We start from the raw sequence: 26,223 nt of genomic DNA, 5'->3' as shown, positions 1-26,223 counted from the left end.
ACAAGCCCAATCACTCCTTGATTGGGGTTGTTCTAGCTATTCCCGATTTACATAGTGCTCCCGATACTGAGAAGGAGATTGACCAATCCACTCTTTAAACAAGCGGCTAAAATATTTTGTATCCTGATACCCGACCTCTGCGGAAATATCATACACCTTAAGATCTGTCATTTTTAATAATTTCTTCGCTTTCTCCAGACGGTTTCTGATGACATAATCTAAAACAGTTTCGCCTGTTTGCTTTTTAAAGGATTCACAAAAATACGTAGGGTTCATATACACATGATCGGCAATTCTCTTGATGGTAATATTCTCGCCTAGATGATCCTGGATAAATTCCTTTGCTTGCTGCATAGGATTGGAATCATGATGTATGAGCATTTTATTTTTCATACGCAACACCCAGTGCTTCACACCATCCTTTAATTGAGCAAAATCTCCAGCATGCTGTGTAAGCTGCAGCGCCTCAGTAAACACATGTGGATCTTCCTTAAATCCTTGGTGCTCCATCCATCTATTTATGATGCGGATGCATAAGTAATGCACAGCCTCTTGGAGAGCAGCAGGCAATGATAGGGATTGGATTTCATGAAAAAACAGCTGTAACGCCTTCTCCGTCTCTTCGCCTGGTTTCTGTTCTAACGCATGTAGAATTTGATGTGTGCTTTTATAAATAGCAGTTGAAATTCCCCTAGGTGCCTCATCTGTCACGTCTTGCATAGAATCCAGCTGAAAAATTTGATTTCCCCCTTGAATCATACGAAACTGTAATAGGGATAGTAATTGGTCTCTTATACTAGGTAGAAAGGATACATCCTTAAACTCATTGCCAAATGCCACCGAAACGGTAAAAGGGGTAAGACGCTGGATCGATTGCTTAAGCTGCTGTAGAGTTTGCTTCGTTTCTGTGGAACTCACCACTTGTTCTTCATCAAGCAGCAATAACCAAAAGCTTAGCTTTGTCCCTCTCCACCACCAATACCTTCTATGGCCGTCTTGCCATTCCCTCCCGAACAATTCTGTTATTAGCTTTTCAATAGCAGCCCTCCAAGCCTCCCATTCTTCACTCTTTGTTTTTGATAGCTTCTGATCAGTGCTCACATATATAAGCCGATATGTCCCCTTTGGAAATTCACGTGTCCAGTTTAATAAGGATACATCCGTATCATGATTCCATGTGACCTCGCTTAGCAGCTGAACTTGTTTGGTATATGTCAATTGCAGCTCTTTTTCCTGTACTTCCTTCTGTTCACTGCGCTGCTTGATAATCCTCTCCTTTACCTCCTCTATTTGTTCCCGAAACTTCTCTCGATCAATTGGCTTTAAAATATAGTTCATCGCCCCTTCCCGCAGGGCAGTTTGTAAATATTGAAAATCATCAAATCCGCTCACAATCAAAGAGGAAAAGGAATGCGTCTTTTTAAGCTCCTTTACTAAAGTTAAGCCGTCCATTTCAGGCATCCGCACATCCGTAATTAACAAATCAAATGATTGATTTTCCTGCATCATCGCTTCATATGCTTCTTTTCCATCAGCAAACATCCCCACAATCTCCCATTCCTCTCCACAGGAGCGAACAAGTCGTTCAATTCCTCTGCGGATTCGCACCTCATCATCTACAATAATCGTTTTAATGATGTCCATTGTCTTCTCTCATGTCTCCTCCGTTCAAAAACTGTGCTGCTTCTTTCTGTGCAATCATCGGAATCCGAATGATAACCTCTGTTCCTTGCCCCTCCACACTATGAATTTGCAGTCCATACGAGTCTCCGAACATCATGGCAACTCTAGCGTGAACATTGATAATGCCAAACCCTGAATCGCGTCCGGTCATTGGATCTGAGTGCAGGAGCATGTGTAATCGCTCTAATGTTTCAGTTGTAATACCTGGCCCGTTATCCCGAACCATCAGCACAATATCCTGTTCCTCCTGCTGAACGTCAATTTCAATAAAAATCCCCCTCCGTTTTTCCAACCCATATTTAATGGCATTCTCCACAACAGGCTGAAGGACAAACTTTGGTGTGTAATAAGACGCACTGTCGACGTTCTCACGAATTTGAAAGGACAGGCGCTCCTCAAACCTAAACTTTTGAATACGCAGGTAGTCCTTAATATGAAGAAGCTCTTCTGAAATCGGTAAAATCCGGTCTTTATTGCCCAGCGAAAAACGAAGCATTCTCCCAAGCAGCGTTACCATATCTACAACCATTTCCGATTCCCCGTCTTCTACCGCCATGCTGATCGTTTCCAATGTATTGTACATAAAATGTGGATTAATCTGGGATTGCAGAGCATATAGCTCAGCATTCTTTTGCCGCAGCTCAATATGATAATTCTTTTGAATCAATTCACGGATTTTTGTGATCATCGAATGAAAGCTGCGTGCCAACATCCCGACTTCGTCCTGTGATTGAATTGGAATATCGACCTGAAAGTTTCCACTCTCCACCTGCTTCATTAATCGGCTCAGCGTATGAATGGGTCTTGTCACAGTCCAAGCAAGAAAAATGGATATCACAACTGTAACAACAGCAAGTATGATAAAAATGAGGATGATTGCATTACGCACAAGATCTATTTTTCCAGTTAAATATTTCAACGGGATTTGGTGAACAAGAACCCAATGATGCGTCTTCGATTCACTCACACTAATCAGTGTCCGTTTCCCATGCAGCGTTGTGCGAAAGCTTCCGTTTAATAGAGGATACTCATCGGTCTCCTCCAGCACCGTACCGATTTTAGATGCATCCGTATGATAAATCACTTGTCCATGCTCATTCATCAGCCACATCACCGCGTTGTTTTGTTCATCTAAGTCCTTTAAAATTTTTTCAATAAATGTTACCTTCACTGCGAGAAATAACGTTCCGAGCGTTTTTCGATTATCAAAATCTGTAACCTGTTTCATAAGCAGCAAATAAGGCGGATGTCCTTCAAATGTTAAATCGACTCCATTTGGCGGAAGAATTTGCATGTTGCCTTCTAAATCAAAATCTTCCCCATAAGGAAATGGATTTTCCGTTAGATGAAAGCCGCTATATGCAACACGCGAGCTGGCAAATAAACGATTTTTGGATAGAAGGAATGCTCCTAATATTTCCGAGTTGTTATTCAGGTACGTTCTTGCCAGAAAATTTTTTACTACAAATTGATCCTGCAGCAGTTCAGATTGACTCTGGTATCCACTATCTCTCAGCACAGTCATAATATCGCTTGAGCTGTATAGCAAATCCGGCAAGTCCTCTAGTTTACTCATTTCATTTTCAATATTTTGATTGGCCTGCTTAAGCAGCTTAGGAACATATCTTCCTACTTCCTCTTCAATAGATTTTGTATATTGGGAATACGCTATATAGCCTAAGAGAGTCATCGGGATAATCGTTAAAAGAATATACGTAATAATGAGTTTGTTTGTCAGCTTAATATTTTTTAGTTGTATCATCATTCTGTACATTAAAAATCATATTGATCAATATTCTCTTTTGTAAAATCAATTGGCTGCCCCATAATGACCATATCTCCCTTCACCTCTATATCACCGATGTTTTTAATATACTTCCCATCTTGTGGCTCATTCCCTTCCAATAGATCCTTTGCCAACCGTACTGTTAAATACCCCAACTTTTTGGGACTCCAAAGTGTTACAATTTGCGCGGCTCCACTCTTTAAGTCCTCTCGCATTAAATTGGGGGTAGACAGTCCCACAACTGCAACCTTTCCTTGCTTTCCAGCCTCCTGCACAGCCTGGGCTGCTGCTGGAGGTCCAACAGATGAAAGTCCGATTATGCCCGTAAGCGTCGGATACTTCTTAAGCAGCCCTTTGGCAACTTCATACGCTTCTGCAGGTGCATCATTTGTCGCTGCAACTTCAACAAGCTCCATATTCGGATAATACTTTTGCTGCTGCACCTTGGTCCATTTCATCCATTCATTTAAATTTGCTGCATTCAAAGATCCTGTCATAATCGCATAGCTTCCTTGCTCCCCTAAGCTCCTTGCCAGCGTATCCGCCAAATGTCGGCCAAGTGTTTCAGGATCTACTGTATTAATAAAAAGCTCTCTGAATGCAGAGTTCGTATCTGAGTCCCACGTAATCACCTTTATTCCTTTCTTCTGAGCTTCCTCTAAAACAGATCCAAGCTTATTTGGATCGTTAGCAGAAACCGCAATCACATTCACCTTTCTCTGCACCAGTTCTTCGATAATCTTTGCTTGATGCTCCCAATCCGCAATGGTCGGTCCCATATAGAGAACATTCACACCAAGATCCCGTCCTGCCTCTAATGCACCATCCTTTACAGCATTGAAATACGGAATACCGCTTACCTTTGGCACGACTGCAATCGTATACTCATTGGTATAGTTACCCTGATTTTGTTTACTCTGTTGGCTTTGTTTGCTCTCACCGTTATAAATAATCTCATATTTCGGTGGATTACTTCGCGAAGCGCAACCGCTTACACTAAATAGTACAAAGATACAAGTCAGCAATTTATAGAGCACACTGCTCCCTCCTCCAAGCTATTATACCAAAACTACTGACTGCTAAATCAAACGGCAGAAAGCCCCCTCTCCGCCAAACTATAGATGCAGCTCGGCGGCAAGGAGACATTCTTTCTAAATTTATAATGGATACGCTATTGTTGACATTAACGCAAGCTCAGGCTGGGTTGCATCCAAACGGCTGTATTGTACAATTACAGCAATATCACTTTCCACTTCAAGTGCGTACGGAACGCCGACTGGAATATACTCAGAGTCCTTTTGAAGGGAGCTGGTACGAATATGGTTTGTTCGTTTTCCCTTTACCACTACAGGAATATTCTCTAATGGTGGGCGATCCTCAAAGTAAACGGTCACCATAAGATTTGCATCCTCTGTATTACAATTGAGTACACAGATCGATTCGTGACTGAGCAGCTCTCCTGAACTCACTGGCGGAATATATCCGTCCGGAATAACCCACTGTGTAGCTCCTTTTACATGTTTCATTTTTCTCTCTCCTATGATCAATTATAAAGCGCGGCTGCTTGCCTGAACCTCGGCAGCTGCCTCATCTCCGTAACGCTCTCTTTCAATTTGCTGCAATGTCTTGCCTTGTGTGCGAGGAGCATAGACAATGCCGATAAAAGCTGCCACGATAAGGAATGCAATCATAATTCCTCCCGCAACCGCAAATCCAAGTTTAGAAATAACCGTTGGCATAACAGCAGTCCATAGCCCTACTCCGATGCGTGCTATAAAGAACATAATGCCTTGCGCTCTTGCGCGGTATTTTGTCGGGAACAGTTCACTTGCCCATAAACCGTAGAAGGCTTGTGCCCCAAATCCTGCGGAGCAGCCCCATAGTAAAACAAAGACGAGTAGAACCGGCATTGTCATTTTTGCATACACGAGTAAAACCCAAGCAAGAATTGCCATAATCGCAGATACCGCATAAATCGCGCGACGGCTCTTTTTATCTCCTAATTTCATAAAGACAGCATATGTGCAAATTACTGTAAAGATCCAAAGAACCGATTGTAATAAGTTTGCTGCGCTTGCGGAAAGGCCGCCGACAGTTTCATAAATGTAAGGCATAAAGAATCCCATTGCTCCAGCTGTTAAATTCCAGAATAGATACACGCCAAGCAGAAGAAATAATGCCCTTCTGTTTACCTTTTTGCTAAATAGTTCTTTTACAGAGCTGGTACTAGCTTGGCCAGTCTGTTGCTGCTTTTTCTTTTCTTCCTTCCATAGAGAAGACTCCGATAAACCTTGTCTGATATACCATGTGATGAATGCGATTACAAGTAAGTGCGCAAAAATAATCCGGCTGCCAAGAAGACCTAATGGTGCTAATAATACAGAAAGCAATAATGCAAGCACAGGTCCGAGCGACCAAGCAAGCTGTGCCATCCCTGTATGCGCTGCCCGTTTATCAGAAGGAGATTCTTCAGCGATATACGTCCAGGAAGCTGGGACTCCGGCACCAACTGCTAATCCTGTTATAATGTAGCCGATTAATAGCATCGGGAAGTTTACTGAGCAAATCGTAATGAGCATCCCCAGCATATAAATAAGCAGATCATACGTATAAATAAACTTGCGTCCATATTTATCGCAAAGATAGCCGCCAAGCAAGGCACCGATTGCAGCGCCGAAAGCATTGGCACTTACTGCACCCAATAATCCAATTTTAATGTTATCGAGATGTAAATACTCTACCCAAAGTGACAATCCGCCTGCGCCGGCCACGATAGAGCCAGCTTCAATATAGTTGGCCATCGCAACAGATGCCGTTGCTTTCCAGCCTGTCGTTTTTTTACTTCCAAACCCTTTTGCCATCCTTCTCTCTCCCCTTTCTCAAAGTGAAGCGGTTACAAACTTTCCTGTGAAATTTTGATGTGAAGCTCTCTTGATACTTTAACTATACAGAAGGATTGAAAGCGCTTGTAGGAGACTATTATCAGGTAGGGGGGAGATTCTTCTGATTTAACCAGAAATATTTTAGAAGATTATTATATCTAATAAACAAAAAAATGGTATACTATAAACAAACATAAATAAAAACAAACAAAAACAAAATTCACAAAATATCCTAGTCTATCGAACAGAAAGGAAGTTCAAAATGCTTGTAGCAGAAAGACACCAAAAAATTGTTGAACTCGTTAATGAACGATTAAGCATTCGTGTAAGTGAACTTAGCAAACTATTCTCTGTAACGGAAGAAACCATTCGCCGTGATTTGGAGAAGCTAGAGAAGGAAAATAAACTAAAACGAAGCCATGGTGGAGCTGTCAGTGTTCAAGAAGAATCGGAAACAGATGTATCTGAGCGGGAAATTACAAATATGGCCGAGAAAAGGGCAATCGCCTATGAGGCGGCTAAACACATCACAAGCGGTGAGCGTATTATCCTTGATGCCAGCACAACAGCTTGGTATTTAGCAAAGGCACTTCCGGATATGCCGCTCACGGTCATTACCAACTCCATCAAGGTAGCTGTTGAACTGAGTAAAAAAGAAAAAATTCAAGTCATTTCAACAGGAGGCATGTTGCTTCCTAAATCCTTATCTTATGCTGGACCTTTAGCAGAACGCTCCCTTGCCGCATATCATGTGGACAAAGCCTTCCTCTCCTGCAAAGGCTTTCACTTGGACAGCGGCTTAAGCGATTCAAATGAATGGCAGGCACTGTTAAAGAAATGCATGATCGACAGCGCAGATCAAACGATTGTAATGGTTGACTCTAGTAAATTTGGCGTCCGTACCTTTGTGCAAACCGCACAAATAAGTGACATTACTCATATTATCACTGATTCCTGCGTAGAAAATACAACCAAGCAAATACTGGAGGAAAAAGGAATTAAATTGACTACAGTACAGCCTAAAACTGAGGCTTTTTCGTTATAAAGCTCATCCCCGCCTTTTATGAGGGCGGGGTTATTTCCTATTGTAATATGGTATAAATTTACATTTAGGAGCCCATTCGACGTAGTCAGAAAACGATAAACGATACTGTATACTGCCGTGTAAAGTATGCAAACCTAAAAAAAACAATGAGATGCTGATTGTGAATTTCCTCCATCAATCCAAGTCGAAGCTGACTTCCGCAGAGTTTGCTGCTTTTTGGACTCAGTATATCAACGAAACGGCAGGACTTTGCTTTCACAAACACATGCTGGAACAACCTCATTTAATAGAAGATCGAACGGCATTAGCAATGAAGGATAAATAATGTAATATTTTCATTTTCGAATAATGCAAAAAACCGGATTCCCTCCAGTGAGGTGAGTCCGGTTTCTCTATTATCGTTTTGCTAATACTTCTTTCTCGTACTGCTTTACTTCCTCTAACCAAGTTTCTTTCACAGGCACACCTGCTTGCTCGCAGTAGTAATCCCAAATTGCGCCGAACGGATATGTTTTGAATTCTTCCATAAGCGCCAATCGTTCTGTGAAATTACCATCTTCCTGCAATTGCTTTAAATATGCATTTGGCGTCAACATCGCATATAGCAACGCTTTAATCATGTTGCGCGTTCCAATTGTCCATGCAGCTACACGGTTGATGCTCGCATCAAAGAAGTCAAGACCGATCATTACTTTATCAGCTGCATCGTTGCGGACGATTTCAAGTGCAATTTCACGCAGTTCATCATCTAAAATGACAACATGGTCGCTATCCCAACGCACTGGTCTGGAAACATGCAGCGCAACCTTGTCACTGAACATCAGCATGGAGGAAATTTTATTGGACACTGTTTCTGTTGGATGATAATGTCCTGTATCAAGCAAGCATAGCTTATTGTTTTTCAAAGCATAGCCCATATAAAATTCATGTGATCCTACTACATAAGCCTCGGAGCCAATACCAAATAGTTTACTTTCAACTGCATCGATATTGTACTGTTCATCAATCTCTACCGCAAAAACTTTATCTAAAGACTCTTTTAAACGCTGTCTTGGAGTCAGACGGTCACTCGGAATATCTTTATAGCCATCCGGAATCCAAACATTTGTCAGACATGGAGTTCCTAGCTCTTTCCCGAAGTACTCCGCAATTTTACGGCTCGCGATGCAATGGCGAATCCAAAACTCGCGAATTTCTTCATTTGGATGAGATAGAGTAAGGCCATCTCCGGCTTTCTCATGAGAGAATAATGTCGGGTTAAAATCTAAACCGTGGAGTCCCTGTTCTTTTGCCCAGTTCACCCAGTTCTCAAAGTGCTTTGGCTCTAATTGGTCACGCTCTACAGCCTCTCCGTTTGTTTCCGCATAAATTGCATGCAGGTTCAATCGGTGTTTCCCTGGGATTAAAGAAAGTGCTTTTTCTAAGTCGCTTCTAAGCTCCTCAGGTGTTCTTGCTTTCCCTGGGTAGTTTCCTGTTACATCGATCCCACCGGATAGTTCGCCTTTGTTTACTTCAAATCCTGCTACATCATCGCCTTGCCAGCAATGGATGGAAATTGGTATATTCTTTAGCTGCTCTAAAATCGCATCAACATTAACGCCCCACTTTTCATACTGCTGCTTCGCCAATTCATAGCTTTGTTTCGTTGTCATAGTCCTAATTTCCCTTCTGCGCTCTTAATTTATACAAGCCTCTATTTTTTCAAATGTTTTTACTTCAAATGACTGTTGAATGAGTTCTCTTGCCTCGTTCAAGCTGTCAATCTCACCTAATGCCATCAGCTGTGCGACAAGATTCCCAATCGCAGTTGCCTCAACAGGCCCAGCATATACCGTCTTATTTGTTGCATCAGCAATCTTTTGGTTTAACAATTCATTTTGACAGCCGCCGCCAATTATATGGATTGTTTTAAATTCTTTTTCAAAAATTTCTTTAATCTCACCAATAGCCTTCTCATAGCTGGCCACTAAACTGTCAAATACACACTTCGCAACTTCTCCTACTGTGCTTGGCACCGCCTGCTCTGTTTCACGGCAATAGTTTTGAATCGCCTTAATCATATTGTCTGGCTTCAAAAACCTTGCATCATCCACATTCACAATAGAACGGAAATCTGCAGCTTCCTGCGCCAATTGCACAAGCTCGGCAAAGGAATATTGATTGTTATAATTTCTTCTCACTTCCTGAATCATCCAAAGCCCCATAATATTTTTTAAGAAGCGATAGCGATAATCCATTCCGCCTTCATTTGTGAAGTTATAATCTAACGCCTTAGGCACACAAATCGGAAACGGATTTTCCACACCGATTAATGACCATGTACCAGAGCTAATGTAAATAGTATCCTCTAATGAAGGAACAGATAGAACTGCTGATCCTGTGTCGTGTGTTGCCGGCAGGACAACCTTCATATCAAAGCCAAATTCCTCTACAAGCTCTTCTGTCAAATTCCCTAAGATTGTCTTTGGCATTTGAATATCTTGAAACACATCAGGATTAATGCCCAATTGCCCCAAAAGCTCCTTATCCCATTTCTTTGTAAAAGCATTTACAAGCTGCGTGGATGTCGCGTTTGTATACTCATTTGCCTTCTTGCCTGTTAATAAATAGTTAAAATACTCTGGAATCATCAAGAATGCTTTTGCTTTTTCTAAAATCTCTGGATTGCTTTGCTTCAAGGCATACAGCTGATAAATGGTATTAAACTTTTGGAACTGAATCCCTGTTTCTAAGTAAAGGCGCTCCTTTGAAATGATATTAAAAACCTCTTCCATCATCCCGTCTGTTCTTGGATCGCGATATGAAACAGCATCCGTTAAAGGATTTCCATCTTCATCCAGCAGCACAAAATCTACCGCCCAAGTGTCAATACCGATGCTCTCTGGCTGTAAACCGAGCTCGCGGCATTTATGAATTCCCTTTTTAATTTCCGCAAATAACGTATCTACTTCCCAGCAAAAATGATTCCCTTTTTGCACAATTTTATTTTCAAAACGATGCACTTCCTGTAGTTGCAGGGTGCCATTCTCAATATGACCCGCGATGAGCCTTCCGCTTGATGCACCGATATCAACTGCTACACAATGTTTTGTCATTTTTATCACCCTCTATACTGAAAGCGTTTGCTTATGTTTATAGGATAAAGGAAATAAGGAAAAAAAATAATAACGTGAGTAGCCTTTTTATTGTCCTTATTTGCACATAAATTATTATTAATTTAGCCTGTAAACTCGGAAAGAAATCATCACAAACAAAGCTGTTATATTCCTTTTTTTGTGAAATTAGAAAGCTATATATTTGCCTCCCAAAAATAAGGGAGCAGCTTTCAAAAAGAAAACTACTCCCTTACTTCACAATCTCGCCATTCCTTTGGTGTTCGGCCATATTTGCTCTTAAAAATACGATAAAAATAACTAATATTATCATAACCTACTTGCTCAATCACTGAGGAAATAGGCAGATCGGTGCTTTCTAATAATTCCTTTGCTTTACTCAAGCGCTTCTCCTGCAGCAGCTCTTTAAATGTATAATTTGTAGCCTTCTTAATATGCTTGCTGAGACCATAATGAGATTGATTCAGCTTTTCTGCTAATTCATATAGAGATGCATTAGGAAAGTGCTGATCAATATATTTTAACGATTCAACAACTAAAAAGTGCTGGAGAGAAGACTCTTTCTTCTGCTCTACCTTATCAGCGTGCTTAATCAATTCAATCATGAAAAGCCCCATATATAGCTTAATTGTGGATTCCGATAATAAGGAGGGATTCATAATTTCCCTAATTATTTTTTCAAGCATCTCTTGAATTTCACTAACCTCTGCCACTTTAAAATACATAAATTGCCCATTTTGCGTATTGTTATATAAGCTGTTAATTAAAAAATCGCTTACAATATTTTCGGATGTTAAGTAAGAGAAAATAAAATCAAAAAATTCCGCGCGTATAATGAAATTGATAACAATGTCCTCTTTTGCACAAGCCTCAATCTCGTGTTCTATATGCTGGTTCAAAATAAGGAATTCGCCTCGCTTTAAAGTAATTGATGTACCGCCTACCTTTTGCTTTAGCGTTCCGTTATATACATAATTCATTTCAATATAATCATGCTTATGCTTTGGGAAGTCAACAAAGCGTGTATGCTTTCGAACCATAATCATTTTTTCTTTAGTGAGAAACTTATCGCCTTCAATAATAAAATTGGTCTGACTTGTGTAAAGCTCTCTTCGCACTTCTTGTTTTTGCTGGAGGATGGCTTGTTCCTCCTCTGTTAATTCCATTAACTCCTGCAGTAAATCGAAGGACATCCAAATTCCCCCTAATCTATTATAGATAAGAGAGCATTCTGCTCTAACAGAATGCTCTCTTCACTCTTATGCTGAAGCTGTCTCGTTTCGGTACAGCTTTTTCAAAACCGTATATTGTGCAATCATAAAAATACTACCTGTCAGCCAATAGAGCACAAGTCCCGATGGTGAAGCGAATCCAAACATAAGAACCATGACCGGTGACATCAATTGCATCATTCTAACCTGCGCCATCTGTTCTGCTGGGACATTCGTCTGAACGACCCTTGCTTGTATATACGTCATACATGCCGCAAGAAGCGGAAGCACATAGTACGGATCAGGATGTCCAAGGTTTAGCCATAAAAAGGAAGCACTGCTAATCTCCTTCGTCTGTCGAATAGCATAATACACAGCTGAGAAAACTGGGAGCTGCACGATAAGAGGAAGACATCCCATCATTGGATTGGCCTTATTCTCTTGCATGAGCTTCATCATTTCCACCTGATATTGCTTTTGTTCCTCCGCATGCTTAGATGAGTACTTTTTTTTCAGCTCCTTGAGCTGCGGCTGAAGCCGTTTCATGTTCAACTGATTCTTATATTGCATAACATTGAGAGGCATGAGAAGCATCCGCACACCAACCGTTACAATCATAATGGCAAAGCCAAAGCTTTGAAATATCCACGCCTTCGCAACATGAACAATAAGCAAAGACATCGGATAAATAAAATAATGGTGCCACAAGTCCGTGTTTGGCCCGGAAGAAGATGCGGCTGCGCTGCATCCCGCAAGTATACCTATAAATAACAATGTTATCGATAAAAGTTTTATGAGTTTTGACATATATGTCCCTCCAATGTTTTTCTGTTATGCGAAAAACATTGAGAGATACGGACCTTCATCGTCTTGCTCTCCGGCAGATTCTTGTCTGTGGACAGAGCAAGTCATTTTATATTTAAAATAAATAGACGGCACAAGGTTACAGTTAGAGCAAACATCAGTCTGTTGTACAATACACAAGCTTCCTTGTCGAAGGGCGGCTTGCTTATGTACAGTCTGAGTTGCAGCAAATTGTGATGCCATACATAGAAAAAACGTTGTCAGCAAGACAAATGCTATATACATAGAGCCATCCGGTATAAAAAATTCCACAGTTTCACATCCTTCTAACCCCATTATAACACAAAGAAAGAAAAACAACCTTTTGAATAGAAAAATGAGCTGCAACAATGCTGTGGCAATTGAATACAGCAGATACAGAAATCCGTGATCCTCGTTCATTATGCTTTGTATTCGTTATAGCTAATAACATCCCCTTCATATCCATATGACCAATTTTGATATTATACAACCTATAAGCATTTTTCTATCAGACTTTGCTAGAATAGTACCCTACTTCAATTTTGTGAAGGGCGTAGGTGAAGTAATTCAATGATAACATTGAATTACTTGATAAGGGATCCATGGAATTCATTACTAAAGAAAACGTGCTGATGGGCGGGCCCTGCCCCCGGGCAAAGACAGAAACGTAGTGGTACTTACACTCTGTTTCTAAAATTTCCTGCTACGTTGAATTAGCTTCTAGCTGGAAATTTATACTCTCTTAAAAGGCTAGAAAAAGGACGAATCCATGGTTTCGGATTCGTCCTTTTTGCTTCTTTATTTATAGGGGGCAAATAAACACTATTACAGCTTCTTATCGAGTAAATGCTGCTGGTACACCGCCGTCAACTGTAATCATGCAGCCTGTTGTTTTCTCTGCCTTGGAGGATGCGAAGAATGCGATAGATTCCGCAATATCCGATGGGTAGATATTAACAAGCAATGTTGTACGTTTACGGTAATGCTCTTCTAATTGATCAGGCTCAATGCCGTATGCTGCGGCACGTTCGTTACGCCAGTTTGATCCCCAAATTGCTGAACCTTGTAATACTGCATCAGGCAATACAGAGTTTACGCGAATGCCATATTCTCCGCCTTCTGCTGCAATACAACGTGCCAAATGTGTTTCAAGTGCTTTCACAGAACTGTATGCTGCTGCGTTTTTGCCGGCATACACAGAGTTTTTAGATCCAACGAATACCATGCTTCCGCCAACACCTTGCACTTTCATTTGCTTGAATGCTTCACGTGCTACTAAGAAATAGCCTGTTCCAAGCACGTTCATATTCAAGTTCCATTCTTTAAGAGATGTTTCATCGAATGGGCTGGATGTTGCAAGACCTGCGTTATTGACGATAATATCTACACCGCCGTATGCTAGAGCTGCTTCTGCGAATGCTGCTTGTACTTGCTCTTCGCTTGTCACGTCCATTTTCACGCCAATCGCACGGCCTTCACCATACTTTTCATTGATTTCAGCCGCAACCTTTTGTGCGCCTTCAAGATTCAAGTCAGCTAATACAACATGCGCACCTTCGGATACAAAACGACGTGCTGTTGCGCTGCCGATTCCGCCTGCACCGCCTGTAATAAAGGCAATCTTACGAGAGAATTCAGCCTCAGCTGGAGCAAGTGTTAATTTGTAAAGCTCTAATGGCCAGTATTCTACGTTGTAGGATTCATTTTCGTTTAAGGATACAAATTCACCTAATGCTGTAGAGCCCTTCATAACTGCAATTGCACGGTGATACAGGGCTCCGCTTACATGTGACATTGCTAAATTTTTGCCTGTGTTCACCATACCGATACCAGGGATTAGGATAACACGCGGAGCTGCTTCAAACATTTTGTCGCCTTCGTGTTTATTGCGTTCAAAATATGCTGCATACTCTTCTTTAAAGCTTGCAACGCCAGCCTTCACTTTTTCAATTAGGCTGTTTACATCTTCAGTTTGTGGGTTCCAGTCAATGTACAATGGTGTACGTTTTGTATGCACAAGATGGTCAGGGCAAGCTGCTCCAACTTGGGAAAGCTCAGGTGCATTGTGGCTGTTTACAAATTGAAGTACATCTTCTGCATCGTCATAAGATAAAATCATTTTCTTTTCGTCGCTTACCGCACCGCGGATAACAGGCATAACTTGTGCCAAGATGTTTCTACGCTCTTCAGCAGCAAGTGCTCCGTATTTTTGACCGCCAAATACTTTCTCTTCTTCAATGCGATCGTTGATATATGCTTCAGCTTCATTAATAATTGCGATTGTTTTTGCATAGGCCTCTTCGGACGTTTCACCCCACGTAACAAGACCGTGCTTTTCCATTAATACAAGCTCAGCGTTCGGATTGTTTTTTACACCTTCCGCAATCATTTTGGATAATGTGAAGCCAGGGCGAATATATGGTACCCAAACGAATCGATTGCCGTAAATTTCTTCCGCCAGCTGTCTGCCGTTATCTGCGCAGCAAAGGCCGATGATTGCATCTGGATGCGTATGGTCTACATGCTTGAATGGCAGGAATGCATGCAATAATGTTTCGATGGATGCGCGTGGATGCTTGCTGTCAATCATACAGTTTGCCAAGTATGCCACCATTTCCTCATCCGGCATTTCGTCACGCTCGATCAGTGGACGAATATCTTCCATACGCAGGCCAGTGAAATGTTGAACTTTCATTGTTCCTAAATCGGAACCGCTTCCTTTTACCCACATTACTTCTACATCGCGGCCGCGGAAGTCCTTCTCGATTGTTTTCATTGATGTATTGCCGCCACCCCAGTTACATACAGAACGATCTGTTCCAATTAAATTGGAGCGGTATGCTAATTCTTCTACCCCTTGCTGCAATTGTGCTGCTTGCTCTGCTTGCCATAGGCTTTTTACCATTTTGATTTACCACCTTTGTTTATGTTTGTTTTTTAATTTTTATAGTTTGTTTATGTTTGAATTCATTATATAACAGATCTTTTTATTTTTAAATACCTTTTTTTATTTTTGTTAACTTTTGTTTACTTGTCTGTTTTATCCTTGTTTAAATCCCTTTTATTCTCTCCTAAAATAAAGAAGACTCGCCGATTGGCGAGCCCTGCCTTTGGGCGAAGACAGAGACGTAGTTGCACTTATACTTTATTCCTAAGATTTCTCACTACGTCGAATTGTCTTCTAGCTAGAAATTTATACTTTCTTAAAGTGTAAAAAAGGATTTCAGCAGGGATATGCTTGATTATAGCTTGTTGTAAAACCGATGTATGTACTGTTCATTCCACATAAAAATAGGTTAATAACACGAATCCATTTTCAGCATAGAATACAGTATCCCACCTTGAACTGCCCACCACCTGCTCGCTAATGCTCCTTTCCCACAAGGGGATTTCCGTTGGTCGAAGGTGGGGGATTCCGTATCTTCTTCCTAGGAAGCGAAATACAGAGTTCTCATAGGGCAATAGGGAGAGCTCACACTCCCTTACAAAGAATGATGGATGCTTCTCTTTTTTCACCCTATACGTGTTGCAATGGTGTTGCACATCTCCCAATTATCACTGGGTTATGCCCATTACAGGTTTGAAACGGGAGTCTTCTGCTGGAAACTGATAAAGGATGTGGTAAATTTGGAAAACAACGCCCTAGAAAAAGAGAAACAAACCATTAGCTTCATTCAGCGGAACATTGATGTCATAACAGCCATATTATTATTGACTGGCCAAATTACAATTATAGGCGTATTTGTTACCCCGGGAGGATTTCGCATTTCAATAGGAGGACCGCTCACCGGAATTAGCCGGCTAGAGGGTAAACAAAAAAATCGAATAGCTAGTTGGTTTATTGATATCATAGATATTATTATAGCTGCATTATTGATTCACGATCAGATTCGAGTATTAGGAACATTTACTTCTTCAAAAAGATTCACACTTACTGTCAGCGGACCTATCTTTGGGGTTTCGAGAACTGAACCGTCCGCTTTGAGTCAGGTAAATAAAGAGTTTAATTCTTTCCAAAAGATTGTATCCCAGCATTTTTATGTTGACCCTGCACTAGTGGAAAAACTAACAAAGGAGTGATATCGATGTCTTTAACGGACCTTCCAACGATTAAACCATCTGAAACTACTATTTTCTTCATGGCGGTGCTCATCATTTCCTTCATCTTTTTCTTCACTCAGCCTAAAGCGAGTGACGTTGCACTCATTTCAGAAAGCACTGTTCATATATAAAACAAAATCACTGCAAAGCCTTCCTGTTTTGCAGTGATTTTAGTTTCACTGTAGGAAAGTATAAATTTCCAGCTAGAAGCAAATTCGACGCAGTCGGAAATTTTAGGAATACAGTATAAGTAGGGCTACACCTCTGTCTTCGCCCAAGGGCACGGCTCGCCAGTCGGCGAGTTTTCTTTAAAAAAAGAACGGCTAGCTGCATGATAGTCCTCCCATGTATCTACATCATAAAACAACCTTGCATTATCATACGGAAGGACCTTCCCTCGAAACGAAGGATCAGAAAAAATGAAACGGGCTCCTTGATCGCCCTTCAGCTTTTTCAAAACCGGAAAAATATTGCTGGAAAATAAAACAGGAGGTCGCGGAATATCTTGATAGGCTGCTGCTACATACTGTAATTCCGGACACTGCTGGAACTCCCGTATGATTGTATTCAAAGTTTCAACTGTAATAAACGGCTGATCGGCCAGCAGGACCATTGCCCCATCCGCCTGCAGGCTTTCCGCTTTCTCAATCCCTTGGCGCAAGGAATAGGATTGCCCCAAGGATGCGTTCTGACAGGAAAGAAGATGTATCCTTTCCTTCTGTCCCCCTCCCAAAATCCAAGAGGAAAAATTTGTAATCACTATCACTTCGCTCAAACTCGAGGCAAGAGCAGTATTCAGTGCCAAATTTCCAAGCGATGTCCCCTTCATAGGAAGACAGAGCTTATGCATTCCTGGTCCCATTCTCCTGCTGCTTCCCGCTGCCAAGTATATTCCTACTATTTTCATTATGCTCCATCCTCACTATTTGTATCATTTCTGCAATGATGCTTACAGCAATTTCCGCGGGCCCCCGCGCTCCAATGGGTAAACCGACCGGGGCAGATATCCACGCGGGCTTTTCCATTTCTCTAAATAACCGGGCGGTACGCTGCCTAGATCCTAGCATCCCCAAATAACGGCATGTTCTCTGTAAGAGAAGTGTTAGAATTTCTTGATCTCGTTTGAAATGATGCGTCATAATCACCACAAAATCACGTTCTGTAATGTCTAAACGAGGCATGACTTCTCTTGGGAAGCCAACTATGCAAGAGTCTGCCTCAGGAAAGCTTAACGGCGTACACAATGCCTCACGCCAATCATAAACTGTGGTGAAAAAACCAGTTTCCTTCGCTAAACGAACCAGGGGCTTTGCATCTTCACCCGCGCCAAAAATAAATAAACGCTGCTGAGGCTGAAGGCACTGCATGTATATGTCCTTGTAAATCCCATTTCTCAGCTCTAAAACGGAAGGAATGTCTTCCGCCCAGCTTCCAAATATATCTCCGTTTTCACTTATAAAAAGAGTTTTGGATTTTATGAGATGCTTCACCATCCAAACATACAGCCCTTGATCCATATACGCTTTTACTCTTCGTAAAGATTCTCGATAAAAAGGATCCACCTTCTCCAACAATATATGAAGTATTCCATTACAACCGATTCCCCATGATAAATCGTCCTCTTCCCCCGTATCAAACTCATGGATAGACCATTTGTCGAAGGTGACATCCTGAGAGTGATGATAAAGATCCTCCTCCACACAGCCTGCGCTCAGCATACCAAGCCGCATGCCATCTTCTCTCATTACCATCATTGTGCCTTCCTTCAGATATGACGATCCTTCCACACGAATAAGGGTTGCGAGTGTACACGATTCAGATATAGTTGTAACGGCTTCTATAATATCATACAAGGCAGCCACTAGATTTCACCCTGCTTTCCATTTTGAAGCACAGATTGTACAGCCTTTTTCATTTCCTGATAGCTTACGCAGCAATCATTGATGCTTTCTCCAATCAAACGATACTGGTTCATATCAGACCTCCTCTCACGGCTACTTTATCATATTAGTTGTCTAGAGCCTTTAGTACTGACATATTGAGGATCCGCTGTAATCCTTCCTAATTCTTTAACGCTTTTCAAACAACTTCATATACTGTGGTAAGTGTAACGGAAAAAGATAGGTGGGTAAATTATGCTTCTAATAAACATCCAAAATGTAAAAATAAACAGCATGGCAAGCAACGCCTCCATCAATATTGGTCCTGCTTTCCATAATAGCCACTCTGCCCATAGCAAATTTTTAGGGAATTCCACCTCAGTGGGTGATACGTCCCCGATACATGCAAATATGGATTTAAATGTACAGGACCCCGATTTTGTAGATCAATCTGATATCGGTACTACAGAATCACCAATTGTTGAGCAACAACAAAACACTTAAGAAAAATTAGGAGGCTTATTTCATGCCATATGCAATAAATGTCTTTAATATTAAAGTCAACGGCGTAACACAAAACGGTAATATTGATATCGGTCCAACCGTTCATAACAGTCACACTGCCAACAGCAAAATGATGGGTGCTTGTTTTACGTTAGGCGATTTATCCTTTGCGAATAGCGTGATGGCAACCGGTGTGAATGATTCTGATATCAGCGATCAAGGTCAAGTGGCGAACCCATCTTCACCTATAGCTACACCATTGTAAGTAAGGCGAATTCCATGTTGTAATACTAGAAAAACATAATGCACCCTAATCTACCGAAGTAGATTAGGGTGCATTTCCATTTACAACAGTGTGATGCTATTTTCGATCCTCTGTTATGATCAGATGGAGTTCTCACGTAATGCTTCTGATTTTTTCACTAAAATCAGATAAGATAAAACAGCACCAAAACCTAAGGCCGCAATAATAATACCCATCGGAACAGCAGACTTCTCACCGCCCATTCCGACGAGAGGTGCAACCATCCCGCCAAAGGCTAACGAAATCACCCCTAGCAAAGCCGACGCACTGCCCGCTGATTTGCCTTGCTTTTGCATAGCTAATGAAAAACCAGCTGCATTTACCATGCCAACACTTGCAACGACAAAAAACAAGGGAATCAATACGACATATAAGCTTGCATGAAGCAATAATACAAGAAGCAATGCGATGCCTCCTAGCGAGGATGCACATAAGCCAGTGACCAGAAGCCTTGTCTCCCCTACGATATTGGCTAATCTGCCAGTTATTTGACTAGCCAGCATAATTCCTATCCCATTTATCGCAAAAATCAAGCTGAACATTTGCGCAGACGCTCCATAAATATTTTGTACAACAAACGGTGAACCCGAGATATAGGCAAACATTGCGGCAAATACAAGACCTTGTGACAGTGCATAACCGATAAAGCTGCGGTCACGAAGAATATTTCCAAACGTAAGAAGCGTATTTTTCACACCGCCCGCTAAACGACGCTCATTTGGCAATGTTTCAGGCAAACCGAACATAACGACAAAAAACATGGCAAAGCCGATAAAACTTAACACGATAAAAACTCCCTGCCACGGTGCGATTCGCAGCAATTGTGCGCCAAATACAGGTGCCAAAATAGGAGCAATTCCGTTTACTAGAGAAAGCAGTGAAAAAAACCTCGTGAGCTCCGAACCAGAGTAAAGATCCCGGACAACAGCACGGGAAATAACAACCCCGGCTGCTCCTGCCATGCCTTGTATTAAGCGCAATACAATAAACGCCCAAATAGAAGGACTAAATACACATAAAATAGAGGCAACAAAGTAAATGCTAAGTCCAATGAGAAGCGGTCTTCTACGTCCGTATATATCACTAAGCGGACCGGCAAGCAGCTGTCCTGAAGAAAGGCCTAGTAAGAAAAAGGTCAGGCTAAGCTGTACAAAAGAGGGACTAGTATGAAAATCTTTTGCCAAGTCCGGCAAGGCTGGTAAATACATATCAATTGATAACGGGCCGAATGCAGCCAAGGTGCCTAATATAACCGCAATCCATAATCGCTTAGATTTTGATAGATTGCTATCTACTGAGTTTACTAAAGAATTCCCCATATTCAATCATTCCTTTCCTAACTAAAAGCTACTACGAAAAAACAAAAAGATTGCCACATTACATGCGTCGGATCAAAAGCCGAATTACCTCAGAAATATCAATATTTTGTTCCATACAAAAATGACTGAGCTTTTGATATGTTTCCTCATCTAACCGAACGTGGATTGAATGCTTAAGCTTTTCACATTCTGACTTCCTCGGTCTGCCTCTGCCAATTTTCCGTTGCCCGCTCTCATCTCTCCAAACAGCTATCGTCACATAACCATCTTTCTCAAGCCATGTCTGGCAGTCGTGCTCTTTCCAAATACGTGCCGCATCATTCTCATGCTTCCGCAAATACTCAGTCAAAGCATCACCTTGCAAGCCTCTTTTTCTTGCTTTATGCGCCATTTTTTCTTTTATATATTGCTCATACTGCTCAAATGATGTGAATGTCAGCTCTTTCATATGTTCTCCTTAGATTTTTTGTTCTACAAAAAATCATAAACCATTTCTAATGGGAAAACAATTTTTGTAGCACAAAAAATATACAGTGATTAGATTTTCAAGTAAAATCAAAAAATGCAACCGAAAGCTTGATTCGGTTGCATAACATACATATTCTCCTTTAGAACACTTAATATTTTACAGCACCACTATCATATCAGCTTCTTTCTATCATTTTCAGCATTTAATATGTATCAAGCCCTACCAATTAGCGAAGACAGAGGCGTGGTTGCCCTTATACTGTATTCCTAAAATTCCCTACTACGTCGAATTGACTTCCGGTTGGGAATTTATACTTTCTTAAAGTATAAAAAAGAGTGTTGGAAAACACTCTGTCCAAAGTTTCGCTATTCAAAAATATGACTGAAACGCCAAAACAGCTGCCCCTACAGCTGCTGCATCCGACTTTAGCACACCTTGGGTAAAAGTAACATGCCCCCGCTCTATATCGTGCATATGCTGCAAAGCTGCACGAATAACAGCATTATAGTATTCTGGATAGCCGTATATCAATGCGCCGCTTAACATTACAACATCCGGTTGCAGCAAATTCACCATATTCGCAATTCCAACTCCATAATAATAAGCAGAATGCATCACCGCTTGTACAGCAGCAGGATGCCGCTTCTCGATCAGCTTCATCATCTCTTCTGCTGTAATAGAACTCCTGTTCAATAGCTGACCCAGTTCTTGTCGAATCGCCTTGTGCGACATATAAGAGGTGATACAGCCTTTTTTCCCACATACACATGGACGCCCGTTTACCTCAATAATCATATGATCGTAGGCGCTCACATCTCCGGTTTTATTTTGGATCAACTCACCATTGGTCATTACGCCGCAGCGAAGACCTTCGCCGCTTATACAGTACAAAATATTCTCCCCCACAAAAGGCTCTTGATAGGATTCCCCAATAATAGCTGTATGCGCCCCATTGCGAAGAAGTACCTGAACAGGAAATGCTTCCCGAAGCTGCTGAACAATAGGTACTTGCACCCAGTTAGATGCGTAAAAGGCTTCTGGACGCAAAATCACCCCTGCGTTCCGGTCAAGCGGTCCAACCGCGCTGATTCCAATGCCCAACAATTCCTCCAGCGCAAATTGATAGTTCTTCATGAATCCGGAAATAATGCTCTTGATTTCGGAAACCGTTCTCTCTGGCGTATGTTCAGCCGTCATCGCAAACGATTTTTTCTCTATCTGCTGAAGACGAAGATCGGTTAACACCACACGTGTTTGAATACGGGTAATGTCTATTCCAATGATAAAATGATTGCCTGCATCAACATCATATAAGGTAGGCGGTCTACCTCCGCTCGACTCACCGAATCCGCACTCGCGAATCAACCCCTTGCCAAGAAGCTCATCCATCATTCTTGTCAGTGTCGTTTGCTTCATTTTCGTTTGCTCAAGCAACCAGACCTTTGTAGTCGGTCCCTTCTTATGAATGAGTTGATACAATGCTTTTAGCTCTTTATCTTTTTTCAAGTCTGCTTGCAAAAAGTGCTTCAGCATCAAGCATCCTCTCCTTCCTCTCCCCTATTTGACTAGGAATATAAGGTTACACCGACTAATCCTGCGAGGATAATCACGTAAACAGGATGCATACGCAGACGCATTAAAGCAAATAAGGATAGCGCAAATAATAAGAAGGCACTGATAGAATAATAAGAAATAGAGTTCATCATTCCATTAGAAAGCGCCAACTTTATCGCTGCATAAATAATCATACCGACTACAACAGGCCGTAATCCGTAAAATGCCGATTGTACCGTTTTATTTTTATGAACTTTGTTAAAAAAGACAGCAGCAAGTAAGATAATAACGACGGAAGGCAAAATCATGCCAAGGGCAGCAACAGTCGCTCCCAGAACACCGGCTGTTTGGTACCCAACGACCATCGCACTATTCGTTGCGATAGCGCCAGGCGACATCCCGGCAATCGCAACAGCATCAGTAAATTGCTGGGTCGTCATCCAGCCGTTTCTTGAAACCTCTGTTTCAATGACAGGAATCATCGCATAGCCTCCGCCAAACGAAACGAGCCCGATCATACAGAACGTTTTAAACAGCCCCCATAAAAGCATACTCTCTCCTTCTTTCCATCTTCTTATATACCTGCGCCCATAAAATAATGAATATCAGGAACTTCTTCTGTCTTCGGTTCATCTAAACGAGTCGCATATCCTAACTTTTCTTTTACCTTTACAAATCCAATTCCCGCTGCTGCTCCGCACATAATTATAAAAACAGGATGAACATGTAGGACTAATAAAAAGAAAACCGTTACACAAACTGTAACGAATGTTGTTTTATCAAAAACAGCAGTCTTCCAAATTTTATATCCGGCGAATGTAATTAACGCAACAATTGCTGGCCGGATACCCTTAAAAGCAGCAGTCATTTTTGGGTTATCTTTTAAATAGAAGAAGGAAAGGCTAATCGCAACAACAACTAAAAAGGTAGGAACTAATACTCCCATCATAGCGACCATTGCGCCGCTAACTCCCGCAATGCGATAGCCAGTGAAGGTAGCCGCATTAATTGCAACCGCCCCAGGAACAGAACCCGCTACAGCGAACACATCCGTAACATCCTCCGCCTTCAGCCATTTCTTTTCTCGAACAACCGCCCTTTCAATGGCAGGAATCATTGCATATCCTCCGCCAAACGTAACAGGACTGATTTTTAGAAAAACTAAAAAAATTCCCCACAACACTTTCAAGTCCGTTTTCATACAACTCCCCCCATGTATGCGGCTTCGTTATTATTATCATAGCATACTTTTCTCCATTTTGGATAAAAGTGTGTAATGAAAGTTTTGTGCGAAACTAAAGAAAACTCGTCGATTGGTGAGCCCTGCTCCCTGGCGAGGACAGAGGTGTAGCCCTACTTATACTGTATTCCTAAAACCTCCGATTACGTCGCATCTACTTCTAGCTAGAAATTTATACTTTCCTACAGTGGAACAAATATACTACTTCCTGACCATTACATATAAAGGTTGACATAACAATCCCATAATAGTATATTAACTTACATAAAGTTAGTTAATTTCAAGTCTTCTTCTTTATATAAAAATTGCACAGAACTATTACATGAGTGAAAATACAGCTAGGAGGAATTTAAATGGAATTAAAAGGAATTCACCACGTATCCGCCATTACAGCTTCTGCTCCGAAAAACTTTGAATTTTACACAAAAACTCTCGGACTGCGCTTAGTGAAAAAAACAGTAAACCAGGACGATACATCCGTCTATCATTTATTTTATGGAGATGAAAAAGGAAACCCGGGAACAGAACTAACATTTTTTGAAATTCCAAGAGCTGGGCATAATTATGAAGGGATTAACAGCATCTCAGCACTTTCTCTTCGTGTAGCGAGTGATGAGGCATTGTCTTACTGGAAGAAACGCTTTGAAGAAGCAGGTGTCGTACATGAAGAGATTAAGGAACGGGCAGGTCGTTCTACTCTTGCATTTAAGGATTTTGAAGGACAGCGTCTAATTCTTGTATCAGATGAAGCAAACAAAGGTGTAGCAGGCGGCATCCCATGGGAAAAGAGCCCTATTCCGCGCAAGTATGGCATTCTTGGCTTAGGACCTGTTCAATTAACCGTGCGCCAAGCTGAACATACAATCACTGTCTTAACACAGCTAATGGGCTTCCGACAAGTTGGACAATATCCATCCTCCGTGCCAAACCAGCCTGATATTATTGTGTTTGAAACAGGAGAAGGAGGAACAGGTGCTGAGGTGCATGTAGAGGAACGGACAGACCTTCCGCCAGCGCGTCTCGGTCGCGGCGGCGTTCATCACGTTGCCTTCCGCGTGGATAACGATGAAGAGCTGCGCGCTTGGATTGAACGGATTAAGAAAGCTAGATTTGGAAACTCTGGCTTTGTGGATCGCTTCTATTTCCACTCCCTCTACTTTAAGGAGCCAAACGGCATTCTATTTGAGCTCGCAACAGATGGGCCTGGCTTTGATACAGATGAAGAACTAGAGCATTTAGGTGAATCCCTCGCACTGCCGCCATTTTTCGAGCCGCAGCGCAAAGAAATTGAAGCACGCTTGAAGCCGCTTGATACGAAGCAGGGCTAAAGAAAACTCGCTGATTGGCGAGACCCGCTCTTGGGCGAAGACAGAGGTGCAGCCCTATTTATACTGTATTCCTAATATTTCCGACTACGTTGAATTGACTTCCAGCTGGAAATTTATACCTTATACAGTGTAAAGGTAAAACCCATTGGAACAATGCAGCCAATGGGTTTTATTTTTGATAAGATAAGAAAGTATAACTTTTCGAGGTGGGGTCTAGCTCCCAAGGCCCAAAATGGCAGACTCCGGGCTGAACCCCTGCAAAAGGCAAAAAGCGCCTTTTACTCCGGCTCACCCCTACGCTGCCATAAAAGGCGGGCCTTGTCCGCTTTTCTTATACTTGTAAGCAAAAATTTGCTATCCTATCAATCAGCTATCCAGCGCGTCGGCCGGTAAATGCAGCGGCAGCGCAGCTGGTCGTTCGCATGTACTCTCCATCAGATAATGTTTTCCTTCCTTTGACGCATCATGAAAGCCATGCATTGCTTCAAGTACATGGTACGCTAAGCCTCCGTTCGCCCGATGCTTTCGTCCCGTTCGAATCGCACACGCCATATCAGCAACGCCTAATCCGCGGCCTTGCTCGGTAAAGCCATGTGTTAATGGCACTTCGCTCCAATTGGCATCTCCGTTTCGTCTTACATACACCGGACCATCAAATGTATTGGGATCCGGTACCTTGAGTGAGCCTTCGGTACCGTAAATTTCAATATACGGGAATGCAGAAGAACCGCCTTTAATATCAAAGCTTGTAATCAGCATCCCGATTGCGCCGCTTGCAAAATCAATGACTCCGGCAATATGCGTTGGCATATTAACTGTAATTATGGTTCCATATTGCGGCTCGCTTGTCCACTAAAAATAGACATTTTTCTAGAAAATATAAATGATTTATACAAAGCAAAAAAAGCTGATGGATTATAATCCATCAGCTTTCCAGCTGCCTAGCGACGTCCTACTCTCACAGGGGGAAACCCCCAAC

24 protein-coding genes and 1 pseudogene are annotated in these 26,223 nt (G+C 41.7%); 6 read left to right on the top strand and 19 right to left on the bottom strand.

The features are described 5' to 3' along the window. Positions 1–36: 36 nt before the first annotated feature. From EP737_RS18925 to EP737_RS18905, 5 genes are all read right to left on the bottom strand, one after another. Positions 37–1,644, bottom strand: coding sequence for an AraC family transcriptional regulator (locus EP737_RS18925; RefSeq protein ID WP_129729867.1), 1,608 nt, complete (start codon positions 1,642–1,644; stop codon positions 37–39). Beyond that, the gene (locus EP737_RS18920; protein WP_246040305.1) at positions 1,631–3,445 is read right to left on the bottom strand and encodes a cache domain-containing sensor histidine kinase; all 1,815 of its coding nucleotides are present in this window, start codon (positions 3,443–3,445) and stop codon (positions 1,631–1,633) included. Before EP737_RS18920 ends, EP737_RS18925 begins: the two co-directional genes overlap by 14 nt. 11 nt (positions 3,446–3,456) lie before the next feature. Continuing rightward, on the bottom strand, positions 3,457–4,506 hold the full coding sequence (locus EP737_RS18915; RefSeq protein ID WP_129729863.1) for an autoinducer 2 ABC transporter substrate-binding protein: 1,050 nt from the start codon (positions 4,504–4,506) through the stop codon (positions 3,457–3,459). 120 nt (positions 4,507–4,626) lie between these two features. Next, positions 4,627–4,995 (bottom strand): sensory rhodopsin transducer, encoded by a 369-nt coding sequence (locus tag EP737_RS18910; protein WP_129729861.1) that lies wholly within the window; start codon positions 4,993–4,995, stop codon positions 4,627–4,629. Between the two features lie 21 nt (positions 4,996–5,016). Next, positions 5,017–6,330 carry an MFS transporter gene (locus EP737_RS18905; RefSeq protein WP_129729859.1) on the bottom strand — a complete coding sequence of 438 codons (1,314 nt, stop codon included), beginning with the start codon at positions 6,328–6,330 and terminating at the stop codon, positions 5,017–5,019. 283 nt (positions 6,331–6,613) lie between these two features. Here EP737_RS18905 and EP737_RS18900 point away from each other — a divergent pair, with 283 nt between their 5' ends. Continuing rightward, a complete protein-coding gene (locus tag EP737_RS18900; RefSeq protein ID WP_129729857.1) occupies positions 6,614–7,396 on the top strand; it encodes a DeoR/GlpR family DNA-binding transcription regulator in 783 nt (260 codons plus the stop codon). Between the two features lie 395 nt (positions 7,397–7,791). Here the strand turns inward: EP737_RS18900 and rhaA are convergent, their stop codons facing one another. The 6 genes from rhaA to EP737_RS18870 all read right to left on the bottom strand — a co-directional run bounded on the left by rhaA (position 7,792) and on the right by EP737_RS18870 (position 15,450). Next, positions 7,792–9,048 carry an L-rhamnose isomerase gene (rhaA, locus tag EP737_RS18895; RefSeq protein ID WP_129729855.1) on the bottom strand — a complete coding sequence of 419 codons (1,257 nt, stop codon included), beginning with the start codon at positions 9,046–9,048 and terminating at the stop codon, positions 7,792–7,794. Between the two features lie 24 nt (positions 9,049–9,072). Continuing rightward, positions 9,073–10,491, bottom strand: coding sequence for a rhamnulokinase (gene rhaB, locus EP737_RS18890; protein ID WP_129729853.1), 1,419 nt, complete (start codon positions 10,489–10,491; stop codon positions 9,073–9,075). Positions 10,492–10,733: 242 nt separating this feature from the next. Next, on the bottom strand, positions 10,734–11,702 hold the full coding sequence (locus tag EP737_RS18885) for an AraC family transcriptional regulator (RefSeq protein WP_129729851.1): 969 nt from the start codon (positions 11,700–11,702) through the stop codon (positions 10,734–10,736). A gap of 66 nt (positions 11,703–11,768) precedes the next feature. Then, positions 11,769–12,527, bottom strand: coding sequence for a membrane protein insertase YidC (gene yidC, locus EP737_RS18880; protein WP_129729849.1), 759 nt, complete (start codon positions 12,525–12,527; stop codon positions 11,769–11,771). Between the two features lie 24 nt (positions 12,528–12,551). After that, positions 12,552–12,836: a hypothetical protein gene (locus EP737_RS18875; RefSeq protein ID WP_129729847.1), complete on the bottom strand. Its 285-nt coding sequence runs from the start codon at positions 12,834–12,836 to the stop codon at positions 12,552–12,554. Between the two features lie 544 nt (positions 12,837–13,380). After that, on the bottom strand, positions 13,381–15,450 hold the full coding sequence (locus EP737_RS18870) for a bifunctional aldolase/short-chain dehydrogenase (RefSeq protein ID WP_129729845.1): 2,070 nt from the start codon (positions 15,448–15,450) through the stop codon (positions 13,381–13,383). A 713-nt stretch (positions 15,451–16,163) separates the two neighbouring features. On the opposite strand from EP737_RS18870, the gene EP737_RS18865 reads away from it, so the two are divergent. Together EP737_RS18865 and EP737_RS25725 are read left to right on the top strand one after the other, a co-directional pair. After that, on the top strand, positions 16,164–16,625 hold the full coding sequence (locus tag EP737_RS18865; RefSeq protein ID WP_129729843.1) for a hypothetical protein: 462 nt from the start codon (positions 16,164–16,166) through the stop codon (positions 16,623–16,625). 5 nt (positions 16,626–16,630) lie between these two features. Beyond that, positions 16,631–16,777 (top strand): hypothetical protein, encoded by a 147-nt coding sequence (locus EP737_RS25725; protein WP_165350859.1) that lies wholly within the window; start codon positions 16,631–16,633, stop codon positions 16,775–16,777. 125 nt (positions 16,778–16,902) lie between these two features. Here the strand turns inward: EP737_RS25725 and EP737_RS18860 are convergent, their stop codons facing one another. Both EP737_RS18860 and EP737_RS18855 read right to left on the bottom strand, forming a co-directional pair. After that, complete coding sequence (locus EP737_RS18860) at positions 16,903–17,553, bottom strand: nucleotidyltransferase family protein (protein ID WP_129729841.1); 651 nt, start codon at positions 17,551–17,553, stop codon at positions 16,903–16,905. Next, positions 17,489–18,508 (bottom strand): XdhC family protein, encoded by a 1,020-nt coding sequence (locus tag EP737_RS18855; protein ID WP_129729839.1) that lies wholly within the window; start codon positions 18,506–18,508, stop codon positions 17,489–17,491. Before EP737_RS18855 ends, EP737_RS18860 begins: the two co-directional genes overlap by 65 nt. Positions 18,509–18,781: 273 nt before the next feature. Between EP737_RS18855 and EP737_RS18850 the strand changes: the two genes are divergently transcribed. Beyond that, entirely contained in the window at positions 18,782–19,030 is a 249-nt protein-coding gene (locus tag EP737_RS18850; RefSeq protein WP_246040304.1) for a spore germination protein, read from the top strand. A gap of 22 nt (positions 19,031–19,052) precedes the next feature. Next, complete coding sequence (locus tag EP737_RS18845; protein WP_129729835.1) at positions 19,053–19,295, top strand: spore germination protein; 243 nt, start codon at positions 19,053–19,055, stop codon at positions 19,293–19,295. 119 nt (positions 19,296–19,414) lie between these two features. Here the strand turns inward: EP737_RS18845 and EP737_RS18840 are convergent, their stop codons facing one another. From EP737_RS18840 to EP737_RS18820, 5 genes are all read right to left on the bottom strand, one after another. Beyond that, positions 19,415–20,653, bottom strand: a complete 1,239-nt coding sequence (locus EP737_RS18840) for a multidrug effflux MFS transporter (RefSeq protein WP_129729833.1) — start codon at positions 20,651–20,653, stop codon at positions 19,415–19,417. Between the two features lie 58 nt (positions 20,654–20,711). Beyond that, positions 20,712–21,101, bottom strand: coding sequence for a hypothetical protein (locus tag EP737_RS18835; RefSeq protein ID WP_129729831.1), 390 nt, complete (start codon positions 21,099–21,101; stop codon positions 20,712–20,714). 390 nt (positions 21,102–21,491) lie between these two features. Beyond that, positions 21,492–22,655 (bottom strand): ROK family protein, encoded by a 1,164-nt coding sequence (locus EP737_RS18830; protein ID WP_129729829.1) that lies wholly within the window; start codon positions 22,653–22,655, stop codon positions 21,492–21,494. Between the two features lie 32 nt (positions 22,656–22,687). Further along, on the bottom strand, positions 22,688–23,227 hold the full coding sequence (locus EP737_RS18825) for a chromate transporter (RefSeq protein WP_129729827.1): 540 nt from the start codon (positions 23,225–23,227) through the stop codon (positions 22,688–22,690). Between the two features lie 23 nt (positions 23,228–23,250). Continuing rightward, a complete protein-coding gene (locus tag EP737_RS18820) occupies positions 23,251–23,877 on the bottom strand; it encodes a chromate transporter (protein ID WP_129729825.1) in 627 nt (208 codons plus the stop codon). A 392-nt stretch (positions 23,878–24,269) separates the two neighbouring features. On the opposite strand from EP737_RS18820, the gene EP737_RS18815 reads away from it, so the two are divergent. Then, positions 24,270–25,244, top strand: a complete 975-nt coding sequence (locus tag EP737_RS18815) for a ring-cleaving dioxygenase (RefSeq protein WP_129729823.1) — start codon at positions 24,270–24,272, stop codon at positions 25,242–25,244. 366 nt (positions 25,245–25,610) lie between these two features. Here EP737_RS18815 and EP737_RS18810 read toward each other — a convergent pair. Continuing rightward, positions 25,611–26,093, bottom strand: a pseudogene (locus tag EP737_RS18810) (gfo/Idh/MocA family oxidoreductase); the annotation flags it as partial. Between the last annotated feature and the right edge of the window lie 130 nt (positions 26,094–26,223).

The sequence above is a fragment of the Ectobacillus funiculus genome (assembly GCF_004138295.1).
Taxonomy (GTDB): Bacteria; Bacillota; Bacilli; order Bacillales; family Bacillaceae_G; genus Ectobacillus; species Ectobacillus funiculus.
Note: the sequence above shows the minus strand (reverse complement) of the source record. Positions and strands in the feature narration are given on the sequence as shown.

What these genes read in the sequence shown, in the direction of transcription:
- EP737_RS18925 (WP_129729867.1), bottom strand. Translation starts at nt 1,644, where the DNA reads ATGGACATCATTAAAACGATTATTGTAGATGATGAGGTGCGAATCCGC.
- EP737_RS18920 (WP_246040305.1), bottom strand. Translation starts at nt 3,445, where the DNA reads ATGATACAACTAAAAAATATTAAGCTGACAAACAAACTCATTATTACG.
- EP737_RS18910 (WP_129729861.1), bottom strand. Translation starts at nt 4,995, where the DNA reads ATGAAACATGTAAAAGGAGCTACACAGTGGGTTATTCCGGACGGATAT.
- EP737_RS18905 (WP_129729859.1), bottom strand. Translation starts at nt 6,330, where the DNA reads ATGGCAAAAGGGTTTGGAAGTAAAAAAACGACAGGCTGGAAAGCAACG.
- EP737_RS18900 (WP_129729857.1), top strand. Translation starts at nt 6,614, where the DNA reads ATGCTTGTAGCAGAAAGACACCAAAAAATTGTTGAACTCGTTAATGAA.
- rhaA (WP_129729855.1), bottom strand. Translation starts at nt 9,048, where the DNA reads ATGACAACGAAACAAAGCTATGAATTGGCGAAGCAGCAGTATGAAAAG.
- rhaB (WP_129729853.1), bottom strand. Translation starts at nt 10,491, where the DNA reads ATGACAAAACATTGTGTAGCAGTTGATATCGGTGCATCAAGCGGAAGG.
- EP737_RS18885 (WP_129729851.1), bottom strand. Translation starts at nt 11,702, where the DNA reads ATGTCCTTCGATTTACTGCAGGAGTTAATGGAATTAACAGAGGAGGAA.
- yidC (WP_129729849.1), bottom strand. Translation starts at nt 12,527, where the DNA reads ATGTCAAAACTCATAAAACTTTTATCGATAACATTGTTATTTATAGGT.
- EP737_RS18870 (WP_129729845.1), bottom strand. Translation starts at nt 15,450, where the DNA reads ATGGTAAAAAGCCTATGGCAAGCAGAGCAAGCAGCACAATTGCAGCAA.
- EP737_RS25725 (WP_165350859.1), top strand. Translation starts at nt 16,631, where the DNA reads ATGTCTTTAACGGACCTTCCAACGATTAAACCATCTGAAACTACTATT.
- EP737_RS18860 (WP_129729841.1), bottom strand. Translation starts at nt 17,553, where the DNA reads ATGAAAATAGTAGGAATATACTTGGCAGCGGGAAGCAGCAGGAGAATG.
- EP737_RS18850 (WP_246040304.1), top strand. Translation starts at nt 18,782, where the DNA reads ATGCTTCTAATAAACATCCAAAATGTAAAAATAAACAGCATGGCAAGC.
- EP737_RS18845 (WP_129729835.1), top strand. Translation starts at nt 19,053, where the DNA reads ATGCCATATGCAATAAATGTCTTTAATATTAAAGTCAACGGCGTAACA.
- EP737_RS18840 (WP_129729833.1), bottom strand. Translation starts at nt 20,653, where the DNA reads ATGGGGAATTCTTTAGTAAACTCAGTAGATAGCAATCTATCAAAATCT.
- EP737_RS18835 (WP_129729831.1), bottom strand. Translation starts at nt 21,101, where the DNA reads ATGAAAGAGCTGACATTCACATCATTTGAGCAGTATGAGCAATATATA.
- EP737_RS18830 (WP_129729829.1), bottom strand. Translation starts at nt 22,655, where the DNA reads ATGCTGAAGCACTTTTTGCAAGCAGACTTGAAAAAAGATAAAGAGCTA.
- EP737_RS18825 (WP_129729827.1), bottom strand. Translation starts at nt 23,227, where the DNA reads ATGCTTTTATGGGGGCTGTTTAAAACGTTCTGTATGATCGGGCTCGTT.
- EP737_RS18820 (WP_129729825.1), bottom strand. Translation starts at nt 23,877, where the DNA reads ATGAAAACGGACTTGAAAGTGTTGTGGGGAATTTTTTTAGTTTTTCTA.
- EP737_RS18815 (WP_129729823.1), top strand. Translation starts at nt 24,270, where the DNA reads ATGGAATTAAAAGGAATTCACCACGTATCCGCCATTACAGCTTCTGCT.